This window comes from Pseudomonas sp. CCI1.1, assembly GCF_034348165.1.
Lineage (GTDB): Bacteria > Pseudomonadota > Gammaproteobacteria > Pseudomonadales > Pseudomonadaceae > Aquipseudomonas > Aquipseudomonas paracarnis.
The window spans coordinates 5105250-5129266 of sequence record NZ_CP133780.1; the positions used below are offsets into that span (position 1 = coordinate 5105250).

General features: G+C 60.3%; 25 protein-coding genes. 4 read left to right on the forward strand and 21 right to left on the reverse strand.

The window, feature by feature from the left end; all coding sequences use genetic code 11:
• Window position 1: 1 nt before the first annotated feature.
• Genes RHM69_RS23100 through ubiE form a run of 6 tightly spaced genes read right to left on the reverse strand, consistent with a single transcriptional unit; the run spans window position 2 to window position 4071 of the window.
• Window positions 2-280 (reverse strand): twin-arginine translocase TatA/TatE family subunit, encoded by a 279-nt coding sequence (locus RHM69_RS23100; protein ID WP_103452087.1) that lies wholly within the window; start codon window positions 278-280, stop codon window positions 2-4.
• 27 nt (window positions 281-307) lie between these two features.
• Complete coding sequence (locus RHM69_RS23105; RefSeq protein WP_003187881.1) at window positions 308-640, reverse strand: phosphoribosyl-ATP diphosphatase; 333 nt, start codon at window positions 638-640, stop codon at window positions 308-310.
• A gap of 2 nt (window positions 641-642) precedes the next feature.
• Window positions 643-1035 carry a phosphoribosyl-AMP cyclohydrolase gene (gene hisI, locus RHM69_RS23110; RefSeq protein ID WP_003187884.1) on the reverse strand — a complete coding sequence of 131 codons (393 nt, stop codon included), beginning with the start codon at window positions 1033-1035 and terminating at the stop codon, window positions 643-645.
• A 41-nt stretch (window positions 1036-1076) separates the two neighbouring features.
• Entirely contained in the window at window positions 1077-2681 is a 1605-nt protein-coding gene (ubiB, locus tag RHM69_RS23115) for a ubiquinone biosynthesis regulatory protein kinase UbiB (RefSeq protein ID WP_019820016.1), read from the reverse strand.
• On the reverse strand, window positions 2678-3301 hold the full coding sequence (locus RHM69_RS23120) for a ubiquinone biosynthesis accessory factor UbiJ (protein ID WP_019820017.1): 624 nt from the start codon (window positions 3299-3301) through the stop codon (window positions 2678-2680). The genes ubiB and RHM69_RS23120 overlap by 4 nt, the downstream gene beginning before the upstream one ends.
• Window positions 3301-4071 (reverse strand): bifunctional demethylmenaquinone methyltransferase/2-methoxy-6-polyprenyl-1,4-benzoquinol methylase UbiE, encoded by a 771-nt coding sequence (ubiE, locus tag RHM69_RS23125; RefSeq protein WP_003171186.1) that lies wholly within the window; start codon window positions 4069-4071, stop codon window positions 3301-3303. The genes RHM69_RS23120 and ubiE overlap by 1 nt, the downstream gene beginning before the upstream one ends.
• Before the next feature lie 145 nt (window positions 4072-4216).
• Here ubiE and RHM69_RS23130 point away from each other — a divergent pair, with 145 nt between their 5' ends.
• The 3 genes from RHM69_RS23130 (at window position 4217) to RHM69_RS23140 (ending at window position 5973) form a co-directional block, all read left to right on the forward strand.
• Window positions 4217-4492 carry a polyhydroxyalkanoic acid system family protein gene (locus RHM69_RS23130; protein WP_014716557.1) on the forward strand — a complete coding sequence of 92 codons (276 nt, stop codon included), beginning with the start codon at window positions 4217-4219 and terminating at the stop codon, window positions 4490-4492.
• A gap of 104 nt (window positions 4493-4596) precedes the next feature.
• A complete protein-coding gene (locus RHM69_RS23135; protein ID WP_014716558.1) occupies window positions 4597-5019 on the forward strand; it encodes a phasin family protein in 423 nt (140 codons plus the stop codon).
• Window positions 5020-5031: 12 nt separating this feature from the next.
• Window positions 5032-5973, forward strand: coding sequence for a phasin family protein (locus RHM69_RS23140; protein ID WP_014716559.1), 942 nt, complete (start codon window positions 5032-5034; stop codon window positions 5971-5973).
• 93 nt (window positions 5974-6066) lie between these two features.
• Here RHM69_RS23140 and RHM69_RS23145 read toward each other — a convergent pair whose 3' ends face one another.
• The 6 genes from RHM69_RS23145 to RHM69_RS23170 form a co-directional block, all read right to left on the reverse strand.
• Window positions 6067-6582 (reverse strand): fimbrial protein, encoded by a 516-nt coding sequence (locus RHM69_RS23145; RefSeq protein WP_014716560.1) that lies wholly within the window; start codon window positions 6580-6582, stop codon window positions 6067-6069.
• Window positions 6583-6599: 17 nt separating this feature from the next.
• On the reverse strand, window positions 6600-7556 hold the full coding sequence (locus tag RHM69_RS23150; protein ID WP_014716561.1) for a fimbrial protein: 957 nt from the start codon (window positions 7554-7556) through the stop codon (window positions 6600-6602).
• Window positions 7553-10117: a fimbria/pilus outer membrane usher protein gene (locus RHM69_RS23155; RefSeq protein ID WP_200599103.1), complete on the reverse strand. Its 2565-nt coding sequence runs from the start codon at window positions 10115-10117 to the stop codon at window positions 7553-7555. Before RHM69_RS23155 ends, RHM69_RS23150 begins: the two co-directional genes overlap by 4 nt.
• Window positions 10118-10261: 144 nt before the next feature.
• On the reverse strand, window positions 10262-11020 hold the full coding sequence (locus RHM69_RS23160) for a molecular chaperone (RefSeq protein ID WP_133634100.1): 759 nt from the start codon (window positions 11018-11020) through the stop codon (window positions 10262-10264).
• A gap of 6 nt (window positions 11021-11026) precedes the next feature.
• The gene (locus tag RHM69_RS23165; protein WP_197865411.1) at window positions 11027-11800 is read right to left on the reverse strand and encodes a molecular chaperone; all 774 of its coding nucleotides are present in this window, start codon (window positions 11798-11800) and stop codon (window positions 11027-11029) included.
• Window positions 11801-11853: 53 nt separating this feature from the next.
• Window positions 11854-12432 (reverse strand): fimbrial protein, encoded by a 579-nt coding sequence (locus tag RHM69_RS23170; protein WP_032901831.1) that lies wholly within the window; start codon window positions 12430-12432, stop codon window positions 11854-11856.
• 339 nt (window positions 12433-12771) lie between these two features.
• On the opposite strand from RHM69_RS23170, the gene RHM69_RS23175 reads away from it, so the two are divergent.
• On the forward strand, window positions 12772-13467 hold the full coding sequence (locus RHM69_RS23175; protein ID WP_014716566.1) for a response regulator transcription factor: 696 nt from the start codon (window positions 12772-12774) through the stop codon (window positions 13465-13467).
• Between the two features lie 7 nt (window positions 13468-13474).
• Here the strand turns inward: RHM69_RS23175 and RHM69_RS23180 are convergent, their stop codons facing one another.
• From RHM69_RS23180 to argS, 9 genes are all read right to left on the reverse strand, one after another.
• The gene (locus RHM69_RS23180; RefSeq protein ID WP_020302373.1) at window positions 13475-14095 is read right to left on the reverse strand and encodes a TetR/AcrR family transcriptional regulator; all 621 of its coding nucleotides are present in this window, start codon (window positions 14093-14095) and stop codon (window positions 13475-13477) included.
• 27 nt (window positions 14096-14122) lie between these two features.
• Window positions 14123-15805, reverse strand: coding sequence for a class II poly(R)-hydroxyalkanoic acid synthase (gene phaC, locus RHM69_RS23185; RefSeq protein WP_019820033.1), 1683 nt, complete (start codon window positions 15803-15805; stop codon window positions 14123-14125).
• Between the two features lie 90 nt (window positions 15806-15895).
• Window positions 15896-16741 (reverse strand): poly(3-hydroxyalkanoate) depolymerase, encoded by an 846-nt coding sequence (gene phaZ, locus RHM69_RS23190; protein WP_019820034.1) that lies wholly within the window; start codon window positions 16739-16741, stop codon window positions 15896-15898.
• Between the two features lie 165 nt (window positions 16742-16906).
• Complete coding sequence (gene phaC, locus RHM69_RS23195) at window positions 16907-18586, reverse strand: class II poly(R)-hydroxyalkanoic acid synthase (protein WP_200599104.1); 1680 nt, start codon at window positions 18584-18586, stop codon at window positions 16907-16909.
• Window positions 18587-18835: 249 nt separating this feature from the next.
• A complete protein-coding gene (locus tag RHM69_RS23200; RefSeq protein WP_019820036.1) occupies window positions 18836-19213 on the reverse strand; it encodes a gamma-butyrobetaine hydroxylase-like domain-containing protein in 378 nt (125 codons plus the stop codon).
• A 160-nt stretch (window positions 19214-19373) separates the two neighbouring features.
• Window positions 19374-20711: an ATP-dependent protease ATPase subunit HslU gene (gene hslU / locus RHM69_RS23205; protein ID WP_003171208.1), complete on the reverse strand. Its 1338-nt coding sequence runs from the start codon at window positions 20709-20711 to the stop codon at window positions 19374-19376.
• A gap of 37 nt (window positions 20712-20748) precedes the next feature.
• Window positions 20749-21279, reverse strand: coding sequence for an ATP-dependent protease subunit HslV (hslV, locus tag RHM69_RS23210; protein WP_003171209.1), 531 nt, complete (start codon window positions 21277-21279; stop codon window positions 20749-20751).
• 220 nt (window positions 21280-21499) lie between these two features.
• On the reverse strand, window positions 21500-22201 hold the full coding sequence (locus tag RHM69_RS23215; protein ID WP_322255317.1) for an SPOR domain-containing protein: 702 nt from the start codon (window positions 22199-22201) through the stop codon (window positions 21500-21502).
• A gap of 1 nt (window position 22202) precedes the next feature.
• Window positions 22203-23939 carry an arginine--tRNA ligase gene (gene argS / locus RHM69_RS23220; protein WP_019817938.1) on the reverse strand — a complete coding sequence of 579 codons (1737 nt, stop codon included), beginning with the start codon at window positions 23937-23939 and terminating at the stop codon, window positions 22203-22205.
• Between the last annotated feature and the right edge of the window lie 78 nt (window positions 23940-24017).

The following is a 24017-nucleotide window of genomic DNA, read 5'->3' on the forward strand; positions in this document are numbered from 1 at the left end:
CTCACGAGTCTTTGCGGGTCGGCTCTTGGACCTTTTCAGCCTGCACGTCGAAGGTACGGCGCTCGGTGATCGGCTGGCTGGCCTGCGGGTGAACAGGCTGGGCCGGTGGCACCGGGTTGGCGCTTGGCTCGGCTGGCTTTTCATCATCGTTCATGGCTTTGCGAAAGCCCTTGATCGACTCGCCCACATCGGTGCCCAGGTTCTTGAGCTTCTTGGTGCCGAACACCAATACCACCACCACCAGAATGACGATCCAGTGTTTCCAGTCAAAAATGCCCATGCTTCAAATCCTCAAGTCTTACGTTATTCAGGCGGACGGGCGCGAGGCCTTCTCGGCGTGCCCGGACAAGCCGAAGCGACGGTCCAGTTCATCCAGCACGGCCTGTGGGTGCTGCCCCAGTTGGGCGAGCATCACCAGGCTATGGAACCACAAGTCTGCGGTCTCATAGATTACATCGCTGTAATCACCGCTGATTTGCGCGTCCTTGGCCGCAATGATGGTCTCGACGGATTCTTCGCCGAGTTTTTCCAGAATCTTGTTCAGACCCTTGTGGTACAGGCTGGCGACGTAGGAGCTGTCGGCATCCGCGCCTTTGCGGTCTTCCAGCACCTGGGCCACACGGTTCAGGGTATCGCTCATGTTCAGTGTCCTGCTGGGTAGATGGCGTGCGGGTCTTTGAGCACCGGCTCCACAACCTTCCATTCGCCATTCTCGAACACGCGATAGAAGCAACTGTGGCGGCCAGTGTGGCAGGCAATGCCGCCGATCTGCTCGACCTTGAGGATCACCACGTCGGCATCGCAGTCCAGGCGCAGCTCGTGCAGGGTCTGCACGTGCCCGGATTCTTCGCCCTTGCGCCACAGTTTGCCACGCGAACGTGACCAGTAGATGGCGCGCTGCTCGGCGGCGGTGAGGCTCAGGGCCTCGCGGTTCATCCAGGCCATCATCAGCACGCGCCCGGTCTTGTAGTCCTGGGCAATGGCCGGCACCAGGCCGTCACTGTCCCACTTGATCTCATCCAGCCAGTCTTTCATGTTCGGCTCCGGCAATTTGCGACAGTGTATAACCGGATGGGCTATCGACGCACGATCAGATAAACACCCACTGCGACCATGATGCCGGCTGGCCAGTGGCCCAGTTGGTTCAATGGCCCACCAATCGCCAGCATCACACCGCCCACCAGGTGCGCGGCGCCGAGCAGGCGCAGGAACCAGTCGTCCTTGCGCTTGCGCCACGGTGGCTCAGGGTCCTTGGCATGGGGCTGGGACATGCGCTCCAGCAGGTCGCGGGTCATGTTGGCCAGGTGCGGCAGCTGTTCGAACTGGCTGTGCAGGTTGCCCAGCATGGTTTTGGGGCTCATGCGCTCGCGCATCCAGCGTTCCAGGAAGGGTTGCGCGGTGTTCCACAAGTCGAGGTCCGGGTACAGCTGGCGGCCCAGGCCTTCGATGTTCAGCAGGGTCTTCTGCAACAACACCAACTGCGGCTGTACTTCCATATTGAAACGCCGCGCGGTCTGGAACAGACGCATCAGTACCTGACCGAAGGAAATATCTTTTAACGGTTTTTCAAAGATCGGCTCGCAGACGGTACGGATCGCCGCTTCGAATTCGTTGAGCTTGGTTTCCGCCGGCACCCAACCCGAATCAATGTGCAGCTGCGCCACACGACGGTAGTCGCGCTTGAAGAAGGCAAACAGGTTGCGCGCCAGGTAATCCTGGTCTTCCGGGGTGAGGCTGCCGACGATGCCGCAGTCGATGGCGATGTACTGCGGGCTCCACGGGTTGACGGTGCTGACGAAGATGTTGCCCGGGTGCATGTCGGCGTGGAAGAAGCTGTCGCGGAACACTTGGGTGAAGAAGATTTCCACACCGCGCTCGGCCAGCATCTTCATGTCGGTGCGTTGGTCGGCCAGGGTCGCAAGGTCGGTGACCTGCACGCCGTAGATGCGCTCCATCACCAGCACTTTGGGCCGGCACCAGTCCCAATACACCTGCGGCACGTACAACAGTTGCGAGCCTTCGAAGTTGCGTCGCAATTGGCTGGCGTTGGCCGCTTCGCGCAGCAGGTCGAGTTCGTCGTAGATGGTTTTTTCGTAGTCGGCGACCACGTCCACCGGGTGCAGCAGGCGCGCATCGGCAGAGAAGCGTTCGGCCGCGCGGGCCAGGATGAACAGCCATGCCAGGTCCTGGCCGATGATCGGCTTGAGGCCTGGGCGAATGACTTTCACCACCACTTCTTCGCCGGTCTTGAGCTGCGCGGCGTGCACTTGCGCCACCGACGCTGAGGCCAGGGGCTCGACGTCGAAGCGGCTGAACACCTCGCTGATCTTCTGGCCCAGCTGTTCTTCGATCAGCGCCATCGATTGCTGCGAATCGAACGGCGGCACGCGGTCTTGCAGCAGCATCAGCTCGTCGGCGATGTCTTCGGGCAACAGGTCGCGGCGGGTGGAGAGGATCTGCCCGAACTTGATGAAGATCGGCCCCAAATCCTGCAACGCCAGGCGCAGGCTGGCGCCACGGCTCAACGGTGACGGTTTGCGCGGCAACCAGCGCCACGGCAGCACATAACGCACCGCCAGCAGGAACCATGGCAAAGGCAGGGCAAACAGCAGGTCATCGAGACGGTAGCGGATTACGACGCGCTGGATACGAAACAAACGGCGGACGGCGAGCAGCTTCATGCGTTATCGCTTGGATCAAGGGAACGGCTCAAGCGCTCGAAGCGGGCCTCGAGGCGTTCCAGGTCGATTTTGGCCTTGTCGAGCTCGCGAAAGCGCGCTTGCGCTTCCCGTTGCCCGACCAGGGTGCGCGATTCTTCGCTCAGGTATTCGGCAAGGTTCTGGTTGAGGCTGGCGAACCCTTGCTGGTACCAGCGCGAGCGGCTGCGCAGGTGCCCGCTGATCAACTGGGTGGCGACGGGGCCAATCCAGCGCGACAGTTCGTATTCCCAGTCCAGCTCCAGGTCTTGCAGCACGGCGGCCAGGTCCATCAGCACCGCACTGTCGCCTTCCAGTTCCACCTCGGGGCTGTGGAGGATGGCGGTCTTGTTGCGGCTCAGTGCCAGGTGCAACAGGCTTGAGGCTGGCGCACGCAGAGTGCAATCGGCCTCAGCGGCCCATTGAGTGGCGAGCAGCAGGCCTTCATCGCTGGGCAGGATAAACAGCTGCAAGGCGGGGCTTCGGCAGTCGACGGCAATGACTTTGCCGGTCAGGTGCGCGAGCCGCGCCAGGGCGGTGCTGTCCAGGCGCAGTACACGGTTGAGGCCGTGCTCGACGCTGGCGAGAAGACCTTGCAGCAGCATCAGGGCTTGATGCCGCGGTGCAGGGCGACGATGCCGGACGTCATGTTGTGGTAGGTCACGCGGTCGAAACCGGCCTCCACCATCATCGACTTCAGGGTTTCCTGGTCCGGGTGCATGCGGATCGACTCGGCCAGGTAGCGGTAGCTCTCGGCGTCGTTGGTGATCAGCTTGCCCATCAGTGGCATGAAGGCGAACGAATAGGTGTCGTAGACCTTGGACATCAGCGCGTTGGTCGGCTTGGAGAATTCCAGCACCAGCAGGCGGCCACCCGGCTTGAGTACGCGCAGCATCGAGCGGATCGCGTCTTCCTTGTGAGTCACGTTACGCAGGCCGAACGCGATGGTCACGCAGTCGAAATGGTTGTCGGGGAAGGGCAGCTTCTCGGCATCGGCCTGAACGAACTCGATATTGCCGGCCACGCCTTTGTCGAGCAGGCGGTCGCGGCCAACCTTGAGCATCGAACCGTTGATATCGGCCAATACCACCTGGCCGGTGGGGCCAACCAGCTTGGAGAACTTGGCCGCCAAATCGCCCGTGCCACCGGCGATGTCCAGCACCCGGTTGCCGGTGCGTACGCCCGACAACTCGATGGTGAAGCGCTTCCACAGGCGGTGCATGCCGCCGGAGAGCACATCGTTCATCAGGTCGTACTTGGCCGCCACGGAGTGGAACACCTCAGCGACTTTTTCCGCTTTCTGGCTTTCCGGGACGTTCTTGAAGCCGAAGTGAGTGGTGGGTTCGGCATCGCTGCCTTTGCGCTGATCAGTCATATCGCTGTCACCAAAAGAGAATGCGGGACATGATAATCCCCAAGGCCTACTTTGTCTTGGCAAGGCTGCAGGTAAGATAGGCGCTCATCGAGACCTTTTGCCGCATGGCGGGTGTTCTGAGTCGTTATATAGAGGAGTCATTGCAATGGCCCGTATTACCGTTGAGCGTGAACATACCCTGGGAAAAGAACAGGCGCGGGCCAAGGCTGAGCAATTGGCGCGCAAACTCGAGGATAAATATGGGGTGGAGTCTTCATGGGCTGGCGACACCCTGAAGCTCAAGCGCTCCGGGGTTAAAGGCACGGTTGCGGTGGCCGACAACTCACTGCGCATCGATGTCGAACTCGGCCTGTTGATGTCGGCCATGAGTGGCACGATAAAGTCCGAAATCGAAAAAGCCTTGGATAAAGCGTTGGCCTGACCTGGCTGCTCTTAGGGTGCCGATTCTAATTTTAAACCCTACTTTGTGCCCAAGCCCTCAACTCCTGCGGGCCGTCCTCCCCCCCTTTTTGTTTGAGGTGCACCATGGCCAAAGTTATTTTGAAGAAAAAAATCGACGTTCAAACCACTCCCCTGAGTGAGGTTAAAAGCTATGCCCGCAAGATCTGGCTGGCGGGTCTTGGTGCCTATGCGAAGGTCGGCAGTGAGGGCAGCGAGTACTTCAAAGAGCTGGTTAAGAGCGGCCAACATGTTGAAAGTAAAGGTAAAAAAGTTGTAGTTGAACAACTTGATGCCGCCAACAGTCAGATTGACCAGGTAAAGAGTAATGTCTCCGGCGTCAGGAGCCTGGTTGAAGTTCAGCTGGATAAAGTTGAAAAAGCTTTTGACACGCGTGTTGCAAGTGCCTTGAATCGAATCGGCATTGCGTCTAAACATGACGTGGAGACACTCTCTGCTAAGCTCGAAGAGCTGACGGCATTGCTCGAACGTGTCGCGCGTAAACACTAAGGAGACATCGGGATGGCTGTTAAAAAGACTACTCAGAAAGAAGGCAGCTCGTGGGTCGGGGAAGTTGAAAAATATTCCCGCAAAATCTGGCTTGCTGGTTTAGGCGTGTACTCGAAGGTTAGCAGTGACGGCGGTAAATACTTCGAGACTCTGGTCAAGGACGGCGAGAAGGCCGAGAAGTTGACCAAGAGTACAGTGGGGAAAAAAGTTGATGCGGCCAAGGCAACGGCCGGTTCCGCCAAGTCGAGCATTTCTGACACGTGGGGCAAGTTGGAAGAAACCTTCGACAAGCGCCTCAACAGTGCTATTTCGCGACTGGGCGTGCCTAGCAAGGCTGAGTTGAAGACGTTGCACAGCAAGGTCGATACCTTGACCAGGCAAATCGAAAAACTCACTGGCGCCAAAGCGGCTCCAGCCAAGACTGCCGCGGCAAAACCTGCGGCAAAACCAGCGGCCAAAACTGCAGCTGCAAAACCAGCAGCCAAAGCCGCTGCCAAGCCTCTGGTTAAAGCTGCCGCTAAACCGGCTGCAAAATCTGCGGCCAAGGCGCCAGCCAAAGCCGCGACGAAACCTGCGGCCAAGCCAGCGGCCAAAACAGCTGCTGCCAAACCGGCCAGCAAACCTGCCGCCAAGCCAGCGGCTGCTAAAGCAGCAGCGAAACCTGCGGCTAAACCGGCTGCTGCCAAATCCGCTGCCAAGCCAGCTTCCGCCAAACCCGCTGCCAAGCCAGCTGCGGCAAAATCCGCCGCGAAACCAGCAGCAGCCAAACCGGCGGTAAAACCTGCGGTGGCCAAAAAACCTGCCGCGGCGAAAAAGCCAGCAGCGCCAAAGCCTGCCGTGGCGGCCAAGCCGGCTCCGACTGCTTCTGCAGCCAATTCGGTGTCCGCGCCGTCGCCCACCGCTGCTACCCCGACTGCAACGCCGGTAACCCCGACGCCATCCAGTCAGTCCTGATTTTTGCGGGACCAGAAAATGCCCGGCCTATAAAGGTCGGGCATTTTTTATGGGCCACAGCAATCAGGCGTCGCGGGCGCTACACCAAGCCCATCAGTTATAAGTGATAGAAACGGTGACGGCACTGGCCAGCGTGCCGTGGGAAATCGCCGCGCCGGTTTTGTGGTAAGCCGCTTTGAGCGCTAGTACCGCCTTGCTGCTGCTCGTTGCAACCGTACGGCTACGCTGGGCCTCCGTACCGTTGGCGGGGATGATGCCTGCGCTGGCCAGCCAAAGAGCGGTGCCGCCCGAAGTTCCCGTATTGGCAAAGAGCTCTGCGTTGCCGGCGGAGGGTGTGCCAGCGAATTGAAAGATCACGTTCTTGACGTCAGAGTCGCAGTCAGCGGCAAGCTCGAAATCGTGTTCTCCAGCGGAGTCGGCACTATCGAAGTCCGACACTTTGACGGGCGGTAGAGTGATGGTGCGGTTTACATCGCCGGCGATCAGGTTGCACGTGCCCGCGTTGACCACGCCTTGGAAGGTCAGGGTGCCGGTGGTAGCAGCGAAGGCGACAGGGGCGCCCAGGCTGGCCGTGAACGCCAATAGCAGGGGCAGTATTGAGAGACGCATCGTTAATCCTCAGGGTTTCAGTTGTAGGTGATGTTGACGGTAGCGGTACTGATCAGCGTGCCTTGGCCGACCGTGCCGCTTTTGTGGTACGCAGCGCCGAGTGGCAGTACCGCGCGATTGCCGCTCACAACCAGCGTGCGTTCGTTGTCGCTGCCATTGGCAGGGATCGTTTGATTCGTTCCGTTGATACGTGAATACAGCCACAGCGCCACGCCTCCAGCGGTGCCTGTATTGGCGAAGAGCAGGTCATTTTCAGGCGAGGGCGGGCCGGAAAAACGAAAGGTGACGTTGGCGGCATCGCTGCAATTGGCCGTCAGCTCAAAGTTGTGTGCGCCAGCGTAGGGGCTGCTGTTGAAAGCACTGACCTGCACCGGGTCGAGGGCGATGGAGCGGTTGACGTCGCCTGCTTCAAGGTTGCAGGTAGCAACAGGGCTTACGAACCTGACCGAGTTGTTGAGGTTGAGCTCAAAGCGGCCCAGGCGCTGGCCTATACGGGTCATCATTGTGTATTTGTAGATGCTTCCCGCCGGCACTACCCCTCCGGTCACCGGGCCGGTTTTGTAGAAGATCGCCTCGGCATTGGTGAAGATGGGATGGCGTCCAGTGGGCAGCTGATTGGTAATATTTTCAAGCGCGTAGAAGTTGGTCACTCCTCGGGCATCGGTAATTTTTATGCGGATGCCGATGCCAGGAGCCTCAGTGGAATAGATCAGGCTTGGCAATAGTTGCGGGTACCTGCGGGAGGTGACCTGTCTGAGGGTCAAGCTGTGGCAATTGAAGAAACGGCCGGGAACCACTCCACTGAATGGCTGCTGGGTGATGATGCTGCCATCGGGCAGGTTGGCCGGTACCGTAATAGTGGCCGGAAGGGAAAGGCCGTGCTCGGAGTCCATATAGCTATCGCACTCCGCCTGGGCCGCGATGGGCAGGCCAAGCACCAGCAGGGTCAAGAGGCGCGAGATCGACGGCTTCATTGTGAACTCCGTATTGTCATGGGGCTTTTGGCGGTAGGCGCTTGCGGCGCATGCTGGCAGGCACCTGCGTTCAGGTGGCGCAAGCGGTTGGTGTTCTCGGCAGTGAAACCTGTGCTCACGTCATAGCGCAGGGTGCACAGGGTCGTGGCGTCCGGGCCCCACTTGACCGTCAACTGCCCCTGCCCGCGTGACACACGCGCAAAGGCTTTGCCACCCTGGCCAACGATCCCGACGCTGGCGCCGCTTTCATCGAACACATCCGCGCCGAACGGCAATGGCGTGCCATCCTCCCGCAGCGCCGTGATCAACATGGCCTGCCCGCTGACGGTCTCGAATTGCAACTGCACCACCGAGCCGGCTCGTGGCGCGACGTTCTGAGCGGCGGTCTTGAGCTCGACATCCGAGGACAGATCCTTGGGGTCCAACTCGACCACGTTCTGGCGGTAAGGCGTGAGATTCGGCACCACGGCGAAGCCGCTTTTGCCGATCTGCGCGCTGTGGTTGCCATTGATCCGTGCGCCGAGGGCGTCGGGAGCCTGGACTATGCCGATGGTGTCGCCCAACTCTGGGCCGAAGGTCACACCGCCACGGTGGGCGACGATGCCACCGGTCATGCCCAGGGAGGTCGATTGGTACGCGTTGCTTTGGCCGTAGCTTGCCGACAGCACGCCTTGAGAGGTCTGGTATTTCATGTCGGCGCTAGTGGCATAGCCGCTGCCTTGAGCACGGCTGCTGCTCAGGCCGTAGCTCAATTCATTGCGCCCGCCAAGCGTACCGCCCAGGCTCAGGCGCTCGCCGCTGCTTTGATCGCCACGGTAGACGGTGGTGGTCAGTGTGGGCGAGCGTGCGCCGCTGCCCAGTGGCAGGCTGACGGTGAAGTCCAATTGCTTGTCGACGCGTTCGCTCAGCAAGTCCCGGGTGCGCTGCGCGCTGACGGTGTAATGCAAACCCTTCCACGTACTGCTGTAGCCGGCGGTAAACGTCAGGTTGCCATTGTTGCGGTTCCAATAGTTTTGCGAGGAGCCGGTCAGGTACACCGAGCCGTCGCCGACGCTTTGGTTGAGGCTGATGTCCATTCGGTCACGCAGGCGCGAAACGGTGTCGAGCTTGAGCCCGTCCAGCGCAAGGTCGCGGATGTGTGCTGCGTCGCTCACGCTCAAGAAGCCTTCGGTGGAGTAGCGGTAGGCGCCCAGCGCGAAGTGGGTGCCCGTATTCGCGAAGTTCTTGCTGTAGCGCAGCTGTACGCTTTGACCCGCGCGTGAACCATGCCCTGGCAGATGCGCGTTCGACTGGGTCAAGTCCAGAGAAAGTGCGCCCAACGGTGTGTTGAACGCGGCCCCCAGCAACTGTGAACGGTAATCCTCACCCATCACGGCACCGGTATAACCGGTCAGCAGATTACTCAGGCCATGCTGGTAAGTCGCTTGCATCAGCCTGGGCGGGTGGTGCAGGCCGACTTCATCGAGCAGGCCGGCACTCAGCGAATAGCGGCTGTAGCCGGGGCGCAGCAGGTTGGCGTTGGCGGCAAACGGTACGATGAACTCACGGGTACGACCGTCGGCTTCGGTGACGGTGACATTCAGGTCGCCGCCGTAACCGGTGGGGAACAGGTCCTTGAGCACGAACGGGCCGGGCGCGACGGAGACTTCATCCAGCAACACACCGCGTTGGCGCACAGTGACCCGTGCGTTGGTCTCGGCAACCCCGCGCACTACCGGGGCAAAGCCGGTCAGTGAATCGGGCAGCATCCGGTCATCGGAAGACAGGCTGGCGCCGCGCAGACGCACGCTGTCGAACAGTTCGCCGGGGGTATAGATTTCGCCAAGCACCAGTTGGGACTTCAAGGCACTCAAATCCCGCTGCACATAGGTGGCGCTGCTTTGGTACCCCGAGGCGGTATGGGTGCGGCTGTAGCTGCCGTTGTGGCGCCAGTGCCAGTCCCCCAGGTTGAGGCCGGTGTTCAGGCCGAGGTAGCTGGAGCCCTGGGTGCGCCCGCCGGTCCGCGTGGTGAAGGTATTGGTGTTGTAACGCACGAACGCGGCATCCACGCCGCCATCCCAGTGTTGCGGGTCGACGTAGCCGCGTGGCTGGCGCGCCAGGTATATCTGCGGAACTTGCAGGTCGAGGCGACTTTCACCCGAATCGAACTGGCTGCTGGCGCCGGGCAGGTAGCTGGCGATGTCGGCACAGTTGGAAAGGGCTGCTGCCTCGACGCTATCGACGATAACGCCAAACCTGAGCAGCGCCTGGGGCTCCAGGCACAGCTGGGCGGTGTCATGGCCCGCGATCTTGGAAAAGGACAGGGTTTCACGCCCGATCCACTGGCCGTTAAGGTGCACATCGGCGCGATAGCTGCCAGGCAGGACGACGTTGCCTTGGTTGAACTTGGCGATATCGACCTGCAAGCCCGCCTTGCCACCCGGAAAGAAAGCCGGATTGAATTCGACCTGTTCGGCACTCTGGGCGCTGACGGCTTGAGCGCCGCTGATCAACAGCAGGCTATGCAGGGTCCGCTTGAAGCGATGACGTGCTTTTACGCCGGTTGGCGTGTTGAAACTCATGTTCAGCATTCTCGAAAAACAGGTGTCGGTCGACTGTCGGCATAGGGCGTCCCTACCCGCGTCAGTGGGCATCGACATGAAAAAGTAGGGGCGTGGTAGCGCCAGTCAGGGCGCCCTACGCTGGAAGGTCTGTTCTGGGGGCTGTCATGGCGGGGCCTTGGCGCTATGGACGGCCTTCACGCCATAGTCATCGAGTGTCTGGAACTCTACGGTCGCCTCGGTATTGGCCGATGCTTTGAGCGTGGGCAGCTCAAAGCGCAGGCGGCCGCCGGGCAGTACCATGTTTTCACTGCCCGACGACGCGGTTTTACGCGCATGTCGTTGCCCGGACTCCAGCACCTCGACGCCTTCAAAGGTCACGTGATAGGGCGTCGGGTTGAAGACTTCCAGGCCCTGGCCCTGTGCGCTTGAGATGCGTCGCCATTGCAGTTTTCCGGGTGCCGTTTCGACTCCGTAGAGCAGGTTATGCGGACGGAAGAACAGTTTGATCCGCGAGCGAAACGCCAGCTGCAGTTGGTTGCCCTGTTGCGCATTTGGAGATTGCGCAGGCACTTCCAGCAAGTTGAACCAGAACAGGCTTTCCTGTGCGGTCGGCAAGGATTCGCCGGTATAGGCCACGCGCACCACCTGTTGCTTGCCCGGTTCCATACGGAAGATGGGCGGGGTCACCACAAAAGGAATGCCGCCCACCTGTGGCGTCGACTGCTCATCGCCATTATCCAGCCAGGTCTGGACCAATACCGGTGCCTGGTTCTTGCTCTCCAGCCTGACGGTGACCTCTTTGTCGTTCTGCGGATAAACCACGCGCGTGCTGTTGATGATCACGCTCGCCTGCAGCGCCGTTGCGCCCACCAGCGTGCAGGTCAGCAAGGTGGTCTGCGCAAAAATCGAAAATACATTCATGGTGGTTTATCCCGTGCAGCCAGGCAGCGCTGCCGAATGCCGTACGCGGGCACCGAAATCGCTGACGCTGGTGAACTCAACCTTGGCCGGGGTACGCGGACATTCGCGCAACAGCGGCAACGCAAAGCGTTTTACATCGCCGGCCGGCAGCAGCAGGCTGTCGTTGGCGCTCTGGTTCGGCGCTTTGGCAAAACGCTGGCCGGCGCTGAGCAGTTCGATAGAGGCAAGCGAGACGTGATAGGGCGTCGGGTTAGTGGCTTGCAGGGCGTAGCCGTGATCGTGGGCGATCAGTTTCCATTGCAGTTTCGAGGCTGCGTTTGCCACCGCATAAGGCAACGCTTGCGGGCGCAGGAATACGCGCAAGCGAGTGCGAAATGCCAATTCGATCTGGTTATTCTCGTCACCCTTTGCGGCACTCGGCGGCACTTCCAGTACGTTGAGCCAAAACAGGCTTTCACGATCGGCAGGCAAAGGCTCGCCCGAGTAGCGCAGGCGCAACGCCTGTTGCTGGTGCGGCTCAATGCGGAAGATTGGGGGGGACGTACTCAGCGGCGCTTTTGCAGTGGCGGCTGTTGAGTATCGGTCGCCGTCGTCCAGCCAGGTTTGCACCAATGCCGGGCGATTGCCCTTGTTTTCCAGGCGTACGATCACTTCCTGCCGTTCGGCAGGGTAGATCACCCGTGTGCCGTGGATGATGACGCCTGCCTCGGCGGCAAGTATGAACAGCAGCATTGCACCAGACACACCGGCGACAAATGTAAGACGGGCCTTCGTTTTCATCGTCTGGTCTCTTTACCCAGGGAGGAGCCCGCCTTCGCAGGCTCGCTCGCGCTTTACTCGGCGTACTCGATCATGAACCCGACCCGGGTGTTGACCTTGCCTTCGGTGGCCGGGCCGCTGGCGTACAGTTGTGCAGCCAATGGGATGGTTGCCTGGTTATCGGCGATCACCACGCCTTCGGATTTTTCGGTGTACACGTTGATCGGCGTGCCGCTGCGGCTGGTGACCTCCACCTGGACGTTTTTGGCGTTGGTGGTATCCGATGGATCGTCGTAACCATCAATGTTCAAGCGCCCAGTGGCCACGTCGATGGCCGGGCTGGTCGGATCGAAGGCAACCATGGCGGTGCGTCCGTTGGTGCAACTGCCCTCACCCGGTGCGCCGATGCGAATGGTGAAGCCGGTCAGGTTGGCACGGCTGCCTGCCGTGGCCAGGCGTGCAGCAGAGACGCCACCCAGGTTCACGTCCTTGACCACAGCCCCCGTGCCCGGAGCCGCGCCTTCGACGGTGCAGGTCACGTCGGTCACCAGTCCACTGAAGTTGATCACGCCGTCCGCGGCGTACACCGATGACGTCATCGTGGCGCTCAAGGCCAGGGCGATTGCAACGGCAGGTAAAACGTTGGCTTTCATTCTATTTTCGATCTCGAGTTATTGAAGTTATCCGCCGCAGGTTTAAGCGCAGTGCCTGAGGTTCTTGTCGAATTTTTTTCATGGGGCGGGCTGGCATAATTTGTATCTAAAAGTGAATACGCTCTATAGCGAAGTCTCGAGTTTTGGTTCGTGATTGTTCGAAAGCGTTTTGTTTTGTTTAGTTTTTTTCGTATGGATTTTTGGTTGGGTAAAGTTTCCTCAGTTGTTTCTGTAGGAAGTTGCCGTAAGTAAATGTAGTACTGTTGTGTCCGCTTATTGAACCCTGCATAAGGCTGGTCTATAGCGTGCAGTACTGCATTGATTTATGCGGGGCTCGTTATGACAACTTCACCATTGGCCATCTGTACCGTCATGCTGCTGGATGACCACGAGATGGTTCGCCAAGGTATCGCACTGGGATTGAATGCCGAGGCCGACATTCAGGTGACCGGCTCCTACGGTACGGGCCGGCAACTGCTGGAGGCGCTGGCCCGTCAGCGGGTCGATGTGGTCGTCATGGACTTCGTGCTGGCGCCGTCAGACATCGACGGCCTCAGTCTGCTCCAGACGCTGGGCAGGCGTTTCAGCCAGTGCCGGGCATTGATCGTTTCCTCGGATTATTCGCCTGCGACAGTCTCGCTGGCGCTCAAGGCTGGATGTTGGGGTATTCTGGGTAAGACTCAGAATCTGACCGAGCTGATCACGGCTATCCGAACTGTCGCTCAAGGGCGGCTTTATATACAACCTTGTATGTTGGCGACATTACAGGGCAAACACTCTGCGTTTGATCTCGTCACTGTGAAGTCGACGGTCAATGTTTCAGCGACGCTGTCATTGACCTCCGGGCTCACACCCAAAGAGCGCGAAGTGTTGCGCTGTTTTCTCGATGGCATGTCAGTCAGTTCGATTGCGGCAAAGTTCTCCCGCAGTGCAAGTACTATCAGTACGCAGAAACAATCGGCTTATCGGAAGTTGGGCGTGCGCAATGACAGTGAACTTTTCAAATTCATTCAGCAATTCGGCGGGCCTGAGTAAGCACCGGTCAAAGCGGATCATCCAGGTAGCGCAAGGCCCAGCGTTCGGTGGCCTGGCGTGCAGGTGACAGCAGGTGCGGCGCTACCAGCATCATGACCTGGTACACCACCACTCGTACCTCGCCTTCACGGTCCAGTACGCGTTGGTAATCGAGGGAGAACAGCAGGGTCATGGTGATCTGTTCCACCAACTGCCCCAGTGCCTGGGTGTCACTGACCAGTTGCCCCGCAGCCTTCAACCGCGCCAACAAGGAGGCCAGGGTGCGTTTGAGCGCGGTAAGCAGATTGCGGATCCCCTTGGCCAGCTTCGGCAGGCGCCCGGCCAGGTTCGACAGGTCCTGGAAGAGGAAGCGATAGTGGGCCATGCGCTCGACAATCAGGTGCAAAAACAGCCAGTAGTCCTCAGCCTCCAGTTGCGCATCGGCAGGCGGGTCGAGCAGCGGCGCCAGCTCGCATTGAAAGCGCTCGAACAGCCCCAGTACCAACGGCTCCTTGCCATGGAAGTGGTAGTAGAGGTTACCGGGGCTGATCCCCATTTCATTGGCCACCTCCATGGTCGACACGTTCGGTTCGCCCTTGTGGTTGAACAACTGCAAGGCACATTCAAGGATACGGTCGCGGGTCTTCATCCAGTCTTCTTAATGTGATGTTTGAGCTCATCGCACGCGCACGTAAGTGCCCGGCGCCGCTTCCATCGGTGGGTAATTCTGGTTGCCCAGAGCGGTGAGGGTTTCGCGTTGTACACCGGAGCGTTTTTGCACCCACTCCAGCCACTGCGGCCACCAACTGCCTTCGACGTGCTGGGCGTCGTAATACCAGGCGCGCGGGTCGCTGCTCAGCTTGAGGTTCTCGACGTAGTTGGCCTTGGGGTTACCCGGTGGGTTGAGGATGCTCTGGATATGCCCGCTGTTGGACAGCACGAAGCGCCGCTCGCCACCCAGCAGTTGCGTGGAGCGGTACACCGCGTCCCACGGCGTGATGTGATCGTTGATGCCGGCCACGCTGAAGCTGTCCACCGCGACCTTGCGCAAGTCGATGGGTGTGCCGCATACCTCCAGCCCACCGGGATGGCTCAGGGGGTTGTGCTTGAAGAAATCCAGCAGGTCGCCGTGCAAGGCGGCGGGCAGGCGCGTGTTGTCGTTGTTCCAGTACAGGATGTCGAACGCCGGCGGTTCCTTGCCCAGCAGGTAATTGTTGATCCAGTAATTCCAGATCAAGTCGTTGGGGCGCATCCAGGCAAACACCTTGGCCATGTCGCGGCCATCCAGCACGCCTTGCTGGTAGGAGCGGCGCTTGGCGGCCTCCAGAGTTTGTTCATCGGCGAATAGGGTTGCGGGACTGTCGATCTGGCTGTCGAGCAGGCTTACCAGGTAACTGGCGCTGGAGATGCGCCGCAACTGGCGCTTGGCTTGCAGGTGGCCTTGCAGGGCGGCGATGGTCAGGCCGCCGGCGCAGGCGCCCATCAGGTTGACCTCGCGGGCGCCAGTGATGGCCCGGCACACGTTGAGCGCTTCTTCCAGCGCCGCCACGTAGGTGGACAGGCCCCATTCGCGATGCCGCACGTCCGGGTTACGCCAGCTGACCATAAAGGTCTGCAGGCCGTTTTTGAGCGCGTATTGCACAAAGCTGTTGGCCGGGCTCAGGTCGAAAATGTAGTACTTGTTGATTTGCGGCGGCACCACCAGCAGTGGCTTGGCGTACTGTTTTTCGCTCATGGGCTTGTATTGGATCAGCTCCAGCAGCTCATTGCGAAACACCACCGAACCGGGGGTGGTCGCCACGGTCTTGCCCACTTCGAAAGCGTGCTTGCTGACCTGGCGCGGCAAACCGTTGTTGTGCAGCAGGTCTTCGAACAAATTACTCACGCCACGCACTACGCTGTTGCCGCCGGAGTTGAGCAACTCCTTGATCGCCAGCGGGTTGAGCAGGGTGTTGGAAGGGGACACGGCATCGTTGAGCAGGGCGAAGGCGAACTGCGCGCGGGCGCGATCATCGTCACTGAGGGCGCTGTCATCGATCCACTGCCGTGTCTGTTTTTGCCAGCTCAGATAGGCTTGCAAGCTGCGTCGGTACAGCGGGTTGAGCTTCCAGGTGGGGTCGCTGAAGCGATGGTCCCTGGGGTTGGGTTCGTGCACGGTCTCACCCAGCAGCACACGGCCCAGCTGGCCGCCCAGGGCCAGGGCGTGGCGAGCGGTGTGCACCGGGTTGCGCAGGCCGTGCGCGGCGACGGTACGCAGGGTCGACAGCAAGTCCCGGCCGCGCAGGCCGGTGATCGCATTTTGCGCGTTGATGAACGCAGCGGGGGTGGGCGCCGGGTTCGTCACGGGTCTTTCTCGCATGAGCCAACACTCCTTCGTCAAGTCATCAAGCAGGCACGCCAATCCAGAACCATAGTCGGTTCCTGGCAAGTTGCGCGGTGGTGTGGTCCTTCACACCGCCGGTCGCGGATGTATCACGGCACGCAGGCGCTCCTCCTCCAGAAACTTCATGATGATCGGCGCCACGGCTTCGGCCCGGGTGATCAGGAACAGGTGGCCGTCGTCGATGATGTGCAACTGCGCATTGGGGATGCGCCAGGCGAGCATGCGCATGTTGACCAGCGGGATCAGCGGGTCATCGTCCCCGGCCAGCACCAGGGTGGGCTGGCGGATCTTGTGCAGCCAGTGAATGCTGGTCCAGCCCAGCCCGGCAAACAGTTGCCAGTAGTAACCCAGCTTGCCGGCCGAGCGCACTTTGCTGGCGTGCTCGGCGGCCAGTTTGGAATCACGGCGGAACGAGCCGCCATAAATCATCGGTGCAATGCGCACCACGTGGGACGGCTGGATATAGCGCCTGGGACTTGCCATCAGCCACAACACCTTGGGCTTGCCCGGCACCATGAAAGCCCCGGCTGCGGTGGCCGCCAGGATCAATTTCTTGCAGCGCTCGGGGTAGTCATACGCAAATTGCTGGGCCAGCGCTCCGCCCCAGGACACGCCCACGGCATTCACTTGGCCGTAGTCGAGGTAATCGAGCATACGTGCGGTGAGCTTGGCCAGGCCGGGGAAGCGATAGGGTCGGTTCGGCGTCGAGGATCCGCCCACGCCGGGCACGTCGAAGGCGATCACTTCCAAGTCCGGGTCCAGGGCCTGGACGAACGGAAACACCAGCTCAAGGTTGGCGCCGATGCCGTTGAAGATCAGCAGCGGGGTCAAGTGCGGCTTGCCCGGGCGTACCGCCGTGCGGATGGTCTGGCCATCCAGGTCGATGGTACGGAAGATGAACGGTTGCGCCATGCTCAAGCCCTGTGAAGTGGTGCTATTGGTCTGTAGGAACTCGGTCAGTGTGGGAGCTGGCTTGCCTGCGATGGCATTCTTTCAGGCCGCGATTAGTGAGCAGGCCCATTGCTATCGCAGGCAAGCCAGCTCCCACATCTGATCTCATTTCAATCACAAGAATGCCTAGCGTTCATGTACATAGGTACCCGGCGCCGCTTCAGCGGCTGCATAGGTTTTATTGCCTAATGTCGTCGGGGCTTTTTTCAATTTTCCCGCCCGCTCCGCCTGCCACACCTGCCAATGCAGCCACCACGAATCGGTGTGCTTGGTCGCATTTTCTTGCCACTCCAGCGCACTGCCGGCCAGACCCTCGCTGGTCTGGTAGCGCGCTTTGGGGTTGCCCGGCGGGTTGAGGATGCTCTGGATATGCCCGCTGCTGGACAGTACAAACTCGACCTTGCCGCCGAACAACTGCGCTGACTTGTAGCAGGACTGCCACGGCGTGATGTGGTCGTTGGTGCCGGCCAGGGAATAGATATCGGCAGTGACCTGCTTGAGGTCGATGGGCGTGCCGCACACTTCCAGGGCGTTGGCCCGTACCAGTGGGTTGTTTTTGAACAGTTCGATCAGGTCGCCATGGAACGCGGCCGGCAAGCGTGTGGTGTCGTTGTTCCAGAACAGGATGTCGAACACTGGCGGCTCGTTGCCCAGCAGGTAGTTGTTGACCCAATAGTTCCAGATCAAGTCGTTGGGGCGCATCCAGGCAAAGACCTTGGCCATGTCGCGACCTTCCAGCACGCCGGCCTGATAGGAGTGGCGCTTGGCCGCTTCCAGAGTCTGCTCGTCGACAAACAGCGCCACCTGGGTGTCCAGGGTGGTATCCAGCACGCTCACCAGCAGAGTCAGGGCGTTGACCTTCTTCTGCCCCAGCGCCGCGTAGTGGCCCAGCAGCGCCGTGCAGGTGATGCCGCCTGAGCAGGCACCGAGCATATTCACGTCTTTGCTGCCGGTAATCGCCGTGACCACATCGACCGCTTCCTTCAGCGCCTCGATATAGGTGGATAGCCCCCATTCGCGCTGGGCCTTGGTGGGGTTGCGCCAACTGACGATAAAGGTCTGCTGGCCATTACGCAGGCAGAAGCGCGCCAGGCTTTTATCCGGGCACAGGTCGAAGACGTAGAATTTGTTGATCTGCGGCGGCACCACCAGCAGCGGGCGCTCATGCACCTGCTCGGTAATGGGCTTGTACTGGATCAGCTCCAGCACGTCGTTGCGAAACACCACCGCGCCTTCGCTGGTGCCCAGGGTCTTGCCGACTTCAAAGGCGCCCATGTTGACCTGGCTGGGCATGCCGCCGTTGTGCACCATGTCCTTGGCCAGGTGAGACAAACCGTCGAGCAGGCTTTTACCGCCGGTTTCAAAGAAGCGTTTGACCGCCGCCGGGTTGGCCGCGCTGTTGGTGGGGGCCATGGCTTCGGTCATCAGGTTGATCACGAAGTGGCCCCGGCTGATGTCTTGTGCCGACAGGTTGCTGTCGTCGATCCAGTCGTGAAGTTCCTTGCGCCATGCCAGGTAAGTCTGCAAATAACGTTTGTAGAGCGGGTTCTGGCTCCAGGCTGGGTCGTTGAAGCGACGGTCGTCGCCCTCGGGCACCAGTGCGGATTTGCCGAACATCACATTCTTCAATTCAACGCCAAAGTGGGCGACGTGCTTGACGCTGTGCAACGGTTGCTTGATGGCTTGGGTCAGCACCATCTTGGCCGAGGCCAATAAATCCTTTTTGCGTAACGCGATGATCGGGTTCAACCCCAGGGTGTTTTCCGAGGCCTGGCGTTTCAAGTCATCGTTATTCTTGTTACTCATCTACGACGCTCCATTGTCCGAAAGACGAGTACCGGCGATTGCTGCGCACCCAATTTCGATACACGACACCAGCCTGGTACTGCGACTCGGGTGACCGTTGATACCGCATCGTCAAATGCAGGGAACTTGCCAGCTCCATTGGTTACCCGAGTTTATTTTTTTTCGCAAGCGGGCCAATCGTTGGCCACGCGACAGGGCATTCAAGCAGATGAAATTAGAAAATGCGCTCTAAACAGCAAGACCGTTGAGCTAGAGCATCAGCCGCACGACCGACTCACTCGGATCGCGGGTTTTACCAGCGGCTTTGAGCTCGGCCAGGTAGTCGGCCCACAAAGCGTCCTGACGTACGGCCAACTGATAGAGGTAGTCCCAGGTGAACAGTCCGCTGTCATGACCGTCGTCGAAGGTCAATTTCAGTGCGTACTGGCCGGCCGGTTCCAGCTTGATCAACCGGACGTTGAGCTTGCCGAATTGCAGGATGGGTTTGCCGTGGCCCTGGACCTCGGCGGAAGGGGAGTGCACGCGCAGGAATTCGGCGGGTAGTTGGTAAACCTCGTCGGGCCCGTAGGTAAGGCCGAGGGTGTTGGAGGTTTTATGCAGGTTTACTGCGGTAGGAAATTTCGACATTGGAGATAACCCTGAAGGAACCGGCCCAAAATGTGGGAGGGACCAATGTGGGAGCCGGGCTTGCCCGCGATGCCGGCACCTCGGTGTTTCAGGAACACTGAGGTGATGCTATCGCAGGCAAGCCAGCGCCCACACAAGCCACTCCCACATTGAGTGAGGCTTACAGGATATAACGAGACAGATCTTCGTTCTGCGCCAATTCGCCCAAGTGGCTGTTGACGTAGTCAGCATCGATCTTGATCGCTTCGCCATTCTGCGCCCCGGCCATGTCGCCGGCGCTGAACGACACTTCCTCAAGCAGGCGCTCAAGCAAGGTATGCAGGCGACGGGCACCGATGTTCTCGGTCTTTTCATTGACCTGCCAGGCGATCTCCGCCAGGCGCTTGATACCGTCTGCCTGGAATTCGATACCCAGCCCTTCGGTTTTCAGCAGCTCGCGGTACTGCTCGGTGAGCGAGGCATGCGGTTCGCTGAGGATGCGCTCGAAGTCGCCCGGCGTCAGTGCCTTGAGCTCCACCCGAATCGGCAGGCGGCCTTGCAGTTCGGGCACCAGGTCGCTGGGCTTGCTCAGGTGGAAGGCACCGGAGGCGATAAACAGGATGTGGTCAGTCTTGACCATGCCCAGCTTGGTGTTGACCGTGCAGCCTTCGATCAGTGGCAGCAAATCGCGCTGTACGCCTTCGCGGGACACATCCACGCCGCCGGAGTTACCACGCTTGGCCACCTTGTCGATCTCATCGATAAACACAATGCCATGTTGCTCGACCGCTTCCAGGGCCTTGGCCTTGAGTTCTTCCTCATTGACCAGGCGCCCGGCTTCTTCGTCGCGCACCAGCTTGAGCGCTTCTTTCACCTTGAGCTTGCGGCTTTTCTTCTTGCCCTTGCCCATGTTGGCGAACAGGTTCTGCAACTGGCTGGTCATTTCTTCCATGCCAGGCGGGGCAGAGATATCCACGCCGGACACTTCGGCCACTTCGATCTCGATTTCCTTGTCATCCAACTGGCCTTCACGCAGGCGCTTGCGGAACAGCTGGCGGGTGTTGGAATCCGACGAAGGTGCGGCGTCTTCGTTGAAACCCATGCGTGCCGGTGGCAGCAGGGCGTCGAGGATGCGCTCTTCAGCGGCGTCTTCGGCGCGATGGCTGACCTTGGTCACTTCCTGTTCGCGCAGCATCTTCAGGGCGGCGTCAGCCAGATCACGAATGATCGACTCGACATCGCGGCCCACATAGCCAACTTCGGTGAATTTGGTCGCTTCGACCTTGATGAACGGTGCATTGGCCAGTTTGGCCAGCCGCCGAGCGATCTCGGTTTTGCCGACGCCGGTAGGGCCGATCATCAGGATGTTCTTGGGCGTTACTTCAACGCGCAGTTCTTCTGGCAGTTGCATCCGGCGCCAGCGGTTACGCAGCGCAATGGCAACGGCGCGCTTGGCATCGTCCTGGCCGATGATATGGCGGTTGAGTTCATGGACGATTTCGCGGGGAGTCATGGACATAGTGTTTGGCGGCCTCAAGCCTGAATAAGCCTAGGGCTTATTCGGCGAGGTCCTGCTCCTCAATGGTCTGATTGTGGTTGGTGAACACGCAGATATCGCCAGCGATGCCCAGGGCGGTCTCGACGATTTCACGGGCCGACAGGTCGGTTTTCTTCAGCAGCGCGCTGGCCGCAGCCTGGGCGTAGCCGCCACCTGAACCCATGGCGATCAAGCCATGCTCGGGTTCAACCACGTCGCCGTTGCCGGTGATGATCAGGGAAGCGTCTTTGTTCGCAACCGCCAGCATAGCCTCCAGGCGGCTGAGGGAGCGGTCGGTGCGCCATTCTTTGGCAAGCTCTACAGCGGCGCGCACCAGGTGGCCCTGGTGTTTCTCAAGCTGGCCTTCGAAGCGTTCGAACAGGGTAAAGGCATCGGCGGTTGCGCCTGCGAAGCCGGCAAGCACCTGGCCGTGGTACAGGCGGCGCACTTTCTTGGCGTTGCCTTTCATCACGGTGTTGCCCAGGGAAACCTGGCCGTCGCCGCCCATGACAACTTTGCCGTGGCGACGTACTGAAACGATGGTGGTCAAGGGGAGAGTCTCCACGCAGCGGGGCGAAAATGCCCTGATGGAAACTCATATGGGGGTGGCGAGGGGGATTTCAACCGTAGGGAGGGAGTGCGGACGAGTGGTGATCGTTCCCACGCTCCGCGTGGTAATGCCGCCTTGGGCGCTCTGCGCCTGCTCTGTGACGCAAAGCGTCAAGGGGCACGTTCCCACGCGGAGCGTGGGAACGATCAGTGGGTATGCGTCAGCGGCTCTGGCGTTGTTGTAACAACAGGTTGCTAAACCCGGCGCCGGCCAATTGCTTTTGCGCCAAGGTCAGCTGTTCACGGTTGCTGAACGGCCCCACCAATACGCGATACCAAGTCGCATCCTTCACCGTGCCGGACTCAACCGATACCGATTGGCCCAACAGAATGATCTGTGCGCGTACACGGTCCGCATCCGCCTGTTTCGGGAACGAGCCCGCTTGCAGGAAGAACTTGGTCACCGGCGCAGCCTTGGTTGCAGCCACCGGCGGTGCTGGCGGCGGCGTGATACCGGCCAGCGCGGCCTGGGCGCGCGCCGTGTCGATTTTCGCCGCTTCCGCTGGGGTTACCGGCGTGGTCGGCACTTGTGGCGTCGGCAGGGTTTTTTCCGGCACGGCGTCAGGCGGCACGATCACTTCCGATTCCGGCAGCAGCGTGTAGAAGTCGTACTTGGGCTTTACCGGTGCGGTCGGGCTCGGCGCGGTCTTGTTGGCTTCGGCGATTTTCGTGGCCTTTTGCTGCTCCTGTTTGACGCGCTTGACGTCATCGCCCTGGCCGGGCTCCAGCTTCATCAGAAACACGATAAATGCGCCGACCGTCAGGCCGATGGCCATCCACAACCAACCCGGAATCGGTTGCTTCGCCGGGGCCTGGTAGCGGCTGGCGCCGCGCTTGGGTGCAGGTTTTTTCTTGGCAGCCAACTTACATACGCTCCAGAGTTTCCAGGCCCAAGAGTTCCAGGCCTTGCTTGAGGGTGCGTCCAGCCAATGCGGCAAGGCGCAGGCGACTTTGTTTCTGGGCTTCGTCGTCGGCGGTCAGGATCGGGCAGTTCTCGTAGAAGCTGGAGAACAGGCCGGCCACTTCGTACAAATAGGTGCACAGGATGTGCGGCGTGCCTTTTTCGCCAACGCTGTTGAGCACTTCGCCAAATTGCGCGAGCTTGGCCGCCAGTTCCTGTTCGTGGGCGGCGTCCAGCGCGATCTGGCCCTCGACCTCGCTGAAGTCCTTGCCCAGCTTGCGAAATACCCCGGCCACGCGGGTGTAGGCGTACAGCAGGTACGGCGCGGTGTTGCCTTCGAAGTTGAGCATCAGGTCGAAGTTGAAGCTGTAGTCGCTGGTGCGGTGCTTGGACAGGTCGGCGTATTTCACCGCGCCAATGCCCACCACGCGGGCAATATTACGCAGGTCGGCCTCGGCCAGCTCCGGGTTCTTTTCCTTCACCAGGTTGTAGGCACGTTCCTGGGCTTCGGTCAGCAGGTCGATCAGCTTCACGGTGCCGCCGTCGCGGGTCTTGAAGGGGCGGCCATCGGCGCCGTTCATGGTGCCAAAGCCCATGTGCTCCATATGCATCGGGTGGGTGACGAAACCGGCGCGACGGGCCACTTCGAACACCTGCTGGAAGTGCAGGGCCTGGCGCTGATCGACGAAGTACAGCGCACGGTCAGCCTTGAGCACGCCACTGCGGTAACGCACGGCGGCCAGGTCAGTGGTGGCGTAGAGGTAGCCGCCATCGGCCTTGACGATGATCACCGGCAGCGGCTCGCCGTCGGCGGTCTTGAATTCTTCGAGGAACACGCACTGGGCGCCGTTGCTTTCGACCAGCAGGCCTTTGGCCTTGAGGTCGTTGACCACGTTGATCAGGTCGTCGTTATAGGCGCTTTCGCCCATCACGTCGGCCATGGTCAGTTTCACGTTGAGCAGCTCGTAGATTTCCTGGCAATGGGACAGGGAAATTTCACGGAAGCGGTTCCACAGCGCCAGGCACTCTTCGTCGCCGGCTTGCAGCTTGACCACCAGGCCCCGTGCGCGGTCGGCGAACTCTTCAGACTCGTCAAACCGCTTTTTGGCGGCGCGGTAGAAGTTTTCCAGGTCGGCCAGCTCGTTGCTGGTGATCGGGTTTTCCTGCAGGTAGGCCATCAGCATGCCGAACTGGGTACCCCAGTCGCCCACGTGATTCTGGCGGATCACGGTGTCGCCGAGGAATTCCAGCACCCGTGCCACGCCGTCGCCAATGATGGTGGAGCGCAGGTGGCCCACGTGCATTTCCTTGGCCAGGTTCGGCGCCGACAGGTCGATGACCACGCGCTGGCTGTCGCCGGCCTTGCGTGCACCGATGCGCGCATCGGCCAGGGCGGCATCCAGGCGCGACGCCAGGGCCTGGGTGTTCTGGAAGAAGTTGATAAAGCCTGGGCCGGCAATTTCGGCCTTGGTGACACTGGCGTCAGCCGGCAGGGCTGCGATGATTTTTTCTGCCAGGTCACGCGGCTTCATGCCGGCCGGCTTGGACAGCATCATCGCGATGTTGCTGGCGAAGTCGCCATGGGTCTTGTCGCGGGTGTTCTCCACCTGGATCGCCGGCGACAGGCCTTCAGGCAACACACCTTCGTTGACGAGTTGGGTGAGGGCTTGTTGGATCAGCTGGCGAATGGTGTCTTTCATGGTGTTCTCTTTCGACCGCAAGCGGCGGCGCGCGATGCGCAGGTGGAAAAACTGGGCATTATCCGTGGCGAGGGCGGG

Excerpts from the sequence above, each read along its gene's own strand:
- phaC (WP_200599104.1), bottom strand. The coding sequence starts at position 18,586 with ATGAGTAACAAGAATAACGATGACTTGAAACGCCAGGCCTCGGAAAAC.
- RHM69_RS23160 (WP_133634100.1), bottom strand. The coding sequence starts at position 11,020 with ATGAATGTATTTTCGATTTTTGCGCAGACCACCTTGCTGACCTGCACG.
- RHM69_RS23140 (WP_014716559.1), top strand. The coding sequence starts at position 5,032 with ATGGCTGTTAAAAAGACTACTCAGAAAGAAGGCAGCTCGTGGGTCGGG.
- argS (WP_019817938.1), bottom strand. The coding sequence starts at position 23,939 with ATGAAAGACACCATTCGCCAGCTGATCCAACAAGCCCTCACCCAACTC.
- RHM69_RS23200 (WP_019820036.1), bottom strand. The coding sequence starts at position 19,213 with ATGTCGAAATTTCCTACCGCAGTAAACCTGCATAAAACCTCCAACACC.
- RHM69_RS23155 (WP_200599103.1), bottom strand. The coding sequence starts at position 10,117 with ATGAGTTTCAACACGCCAACCGGCGTAAAAGCACGTCATCGCTTCAAG.
- RHM69_RS23105 (WP_003187881.1), bottom strand. The coding sequence starts at position 640 with ATGAGCGATACCCTGAACCGTGTGGCCCAGGTGCTGGAAGACCGCAAA.
- RHM69_RS23100 (WP_103452087.1), bottom strand. The coding sequence starts at position 280 with ATGGGCATTTTTGACTGGAAACACTGGATCGTCATTCTGGTGGTGGTG.
- RHM69_RS23175 (WP_014716566.1), top strand. The coding sequence starts at position 12,772 with ATGACAACTTCACCATTGGCCATCTGTACCGTCATGCTGCTGGATGAC.
- phaZ (WP_019820034.1), bottom strand. The coding sequence starts at position 16,741 with ATGGCGCAACCGTTCATCTTCCGTACCATCGACCTGGATGGCCAGACC.
- RHM69_RS23145 (WP_014716560.1), bottom strand. The coding sequence starts at position 6,582 with ATGCGTCTCTCAATACTGCCCCTGCTATTGGCGTTCACGGCCAGCCTG.
- RHM69_RS23130 (WP_014716557.1), top strand. The coding sequence starts at position 4,217 with ATGGCCCGTATTACCGTTGAGCGTGAACATACCCTGGGAAAAGAACAG.
- RHM69_RS23150 (WP_014716561.1), bottom strand. The coding sequence starts at position 7,556 with ATGAAGCCGTCGATCTCGCGCCTCTTGACCCTGCTGGTGCTTGGCCTG.
- RHM69_RS23165 (WP_197865411.1), bottom strand. The coding sequence starts at position 11,800 with ATGAAAACGAAGGCCCGTCTTACATTTGTCGCCGGTGTGTCTGGTGCA.
- RHM69_RS23170 (WP_032901831.1), bottom strand. The coding sequence starts at position 12,432 with ATGAAAGCCAACGTTTTACCTGCCGTTGCAATCGCCCTGGCCTTGAGC.
- ubiB (WP_019820016.1), bottom strand. The coding sequence starts at position 2,681 with ATGAAGCTGCTCGCCGTCCGCCGTTTGTTTCGTATCCAGCGCGTCGTA.
- hisI (WP_003187884.1), bottom strand. The coding sequence starts at position 1,035 with ATGAAAGACTGGCTGGATGAGATCAAGTGGGACAGTGACGGCCTGGTG.
- RHM69_RS23135 (WP_014716558.1), top strand. The coding sequence starts at position 4,597 with ATGGCCAAAGTTATTTTGAAGAAAAAAATCGACGTTCAAACCACTCCC.
- hslU (WP_003171208.1), bottom strand. The coding sequence starts at position 20,711 with ATGTCCATGACTCCCCGCGAAATCGTCCATGAACTCAACCGCCATATC.
- RHM69_RS23180 (WP_020302373.1), bottom strand. The coding sequence starts at position 14,095 with ATGAAGACCCGCGACCGTATCCTTGAATGTGCCTTGCAGTTGTTCAAC.
- phaC (WP_019820033.1), bottom strand. The coding sequence starts at position 15,805 with ATGCGAGAAAGACCCGTGACGAACCCGGCGCCCACCCCCGCTGCGTTC.
- ubiE (WP_003171186.1), bottom strand. The coding sequence starts at position 4,071 with ATGACTGATCAGCGCAAAGGCAGCGATGCCGAACCCACCACTCACTTC.
- RHM69_RS23120 (WP_019820017.1), bottom strand. The coding sequence starts at position 3,301 with ATGCTGCTGCAAGGTCTTCTCGCCAGCGTCGAGCACGGCCTCAACCGT.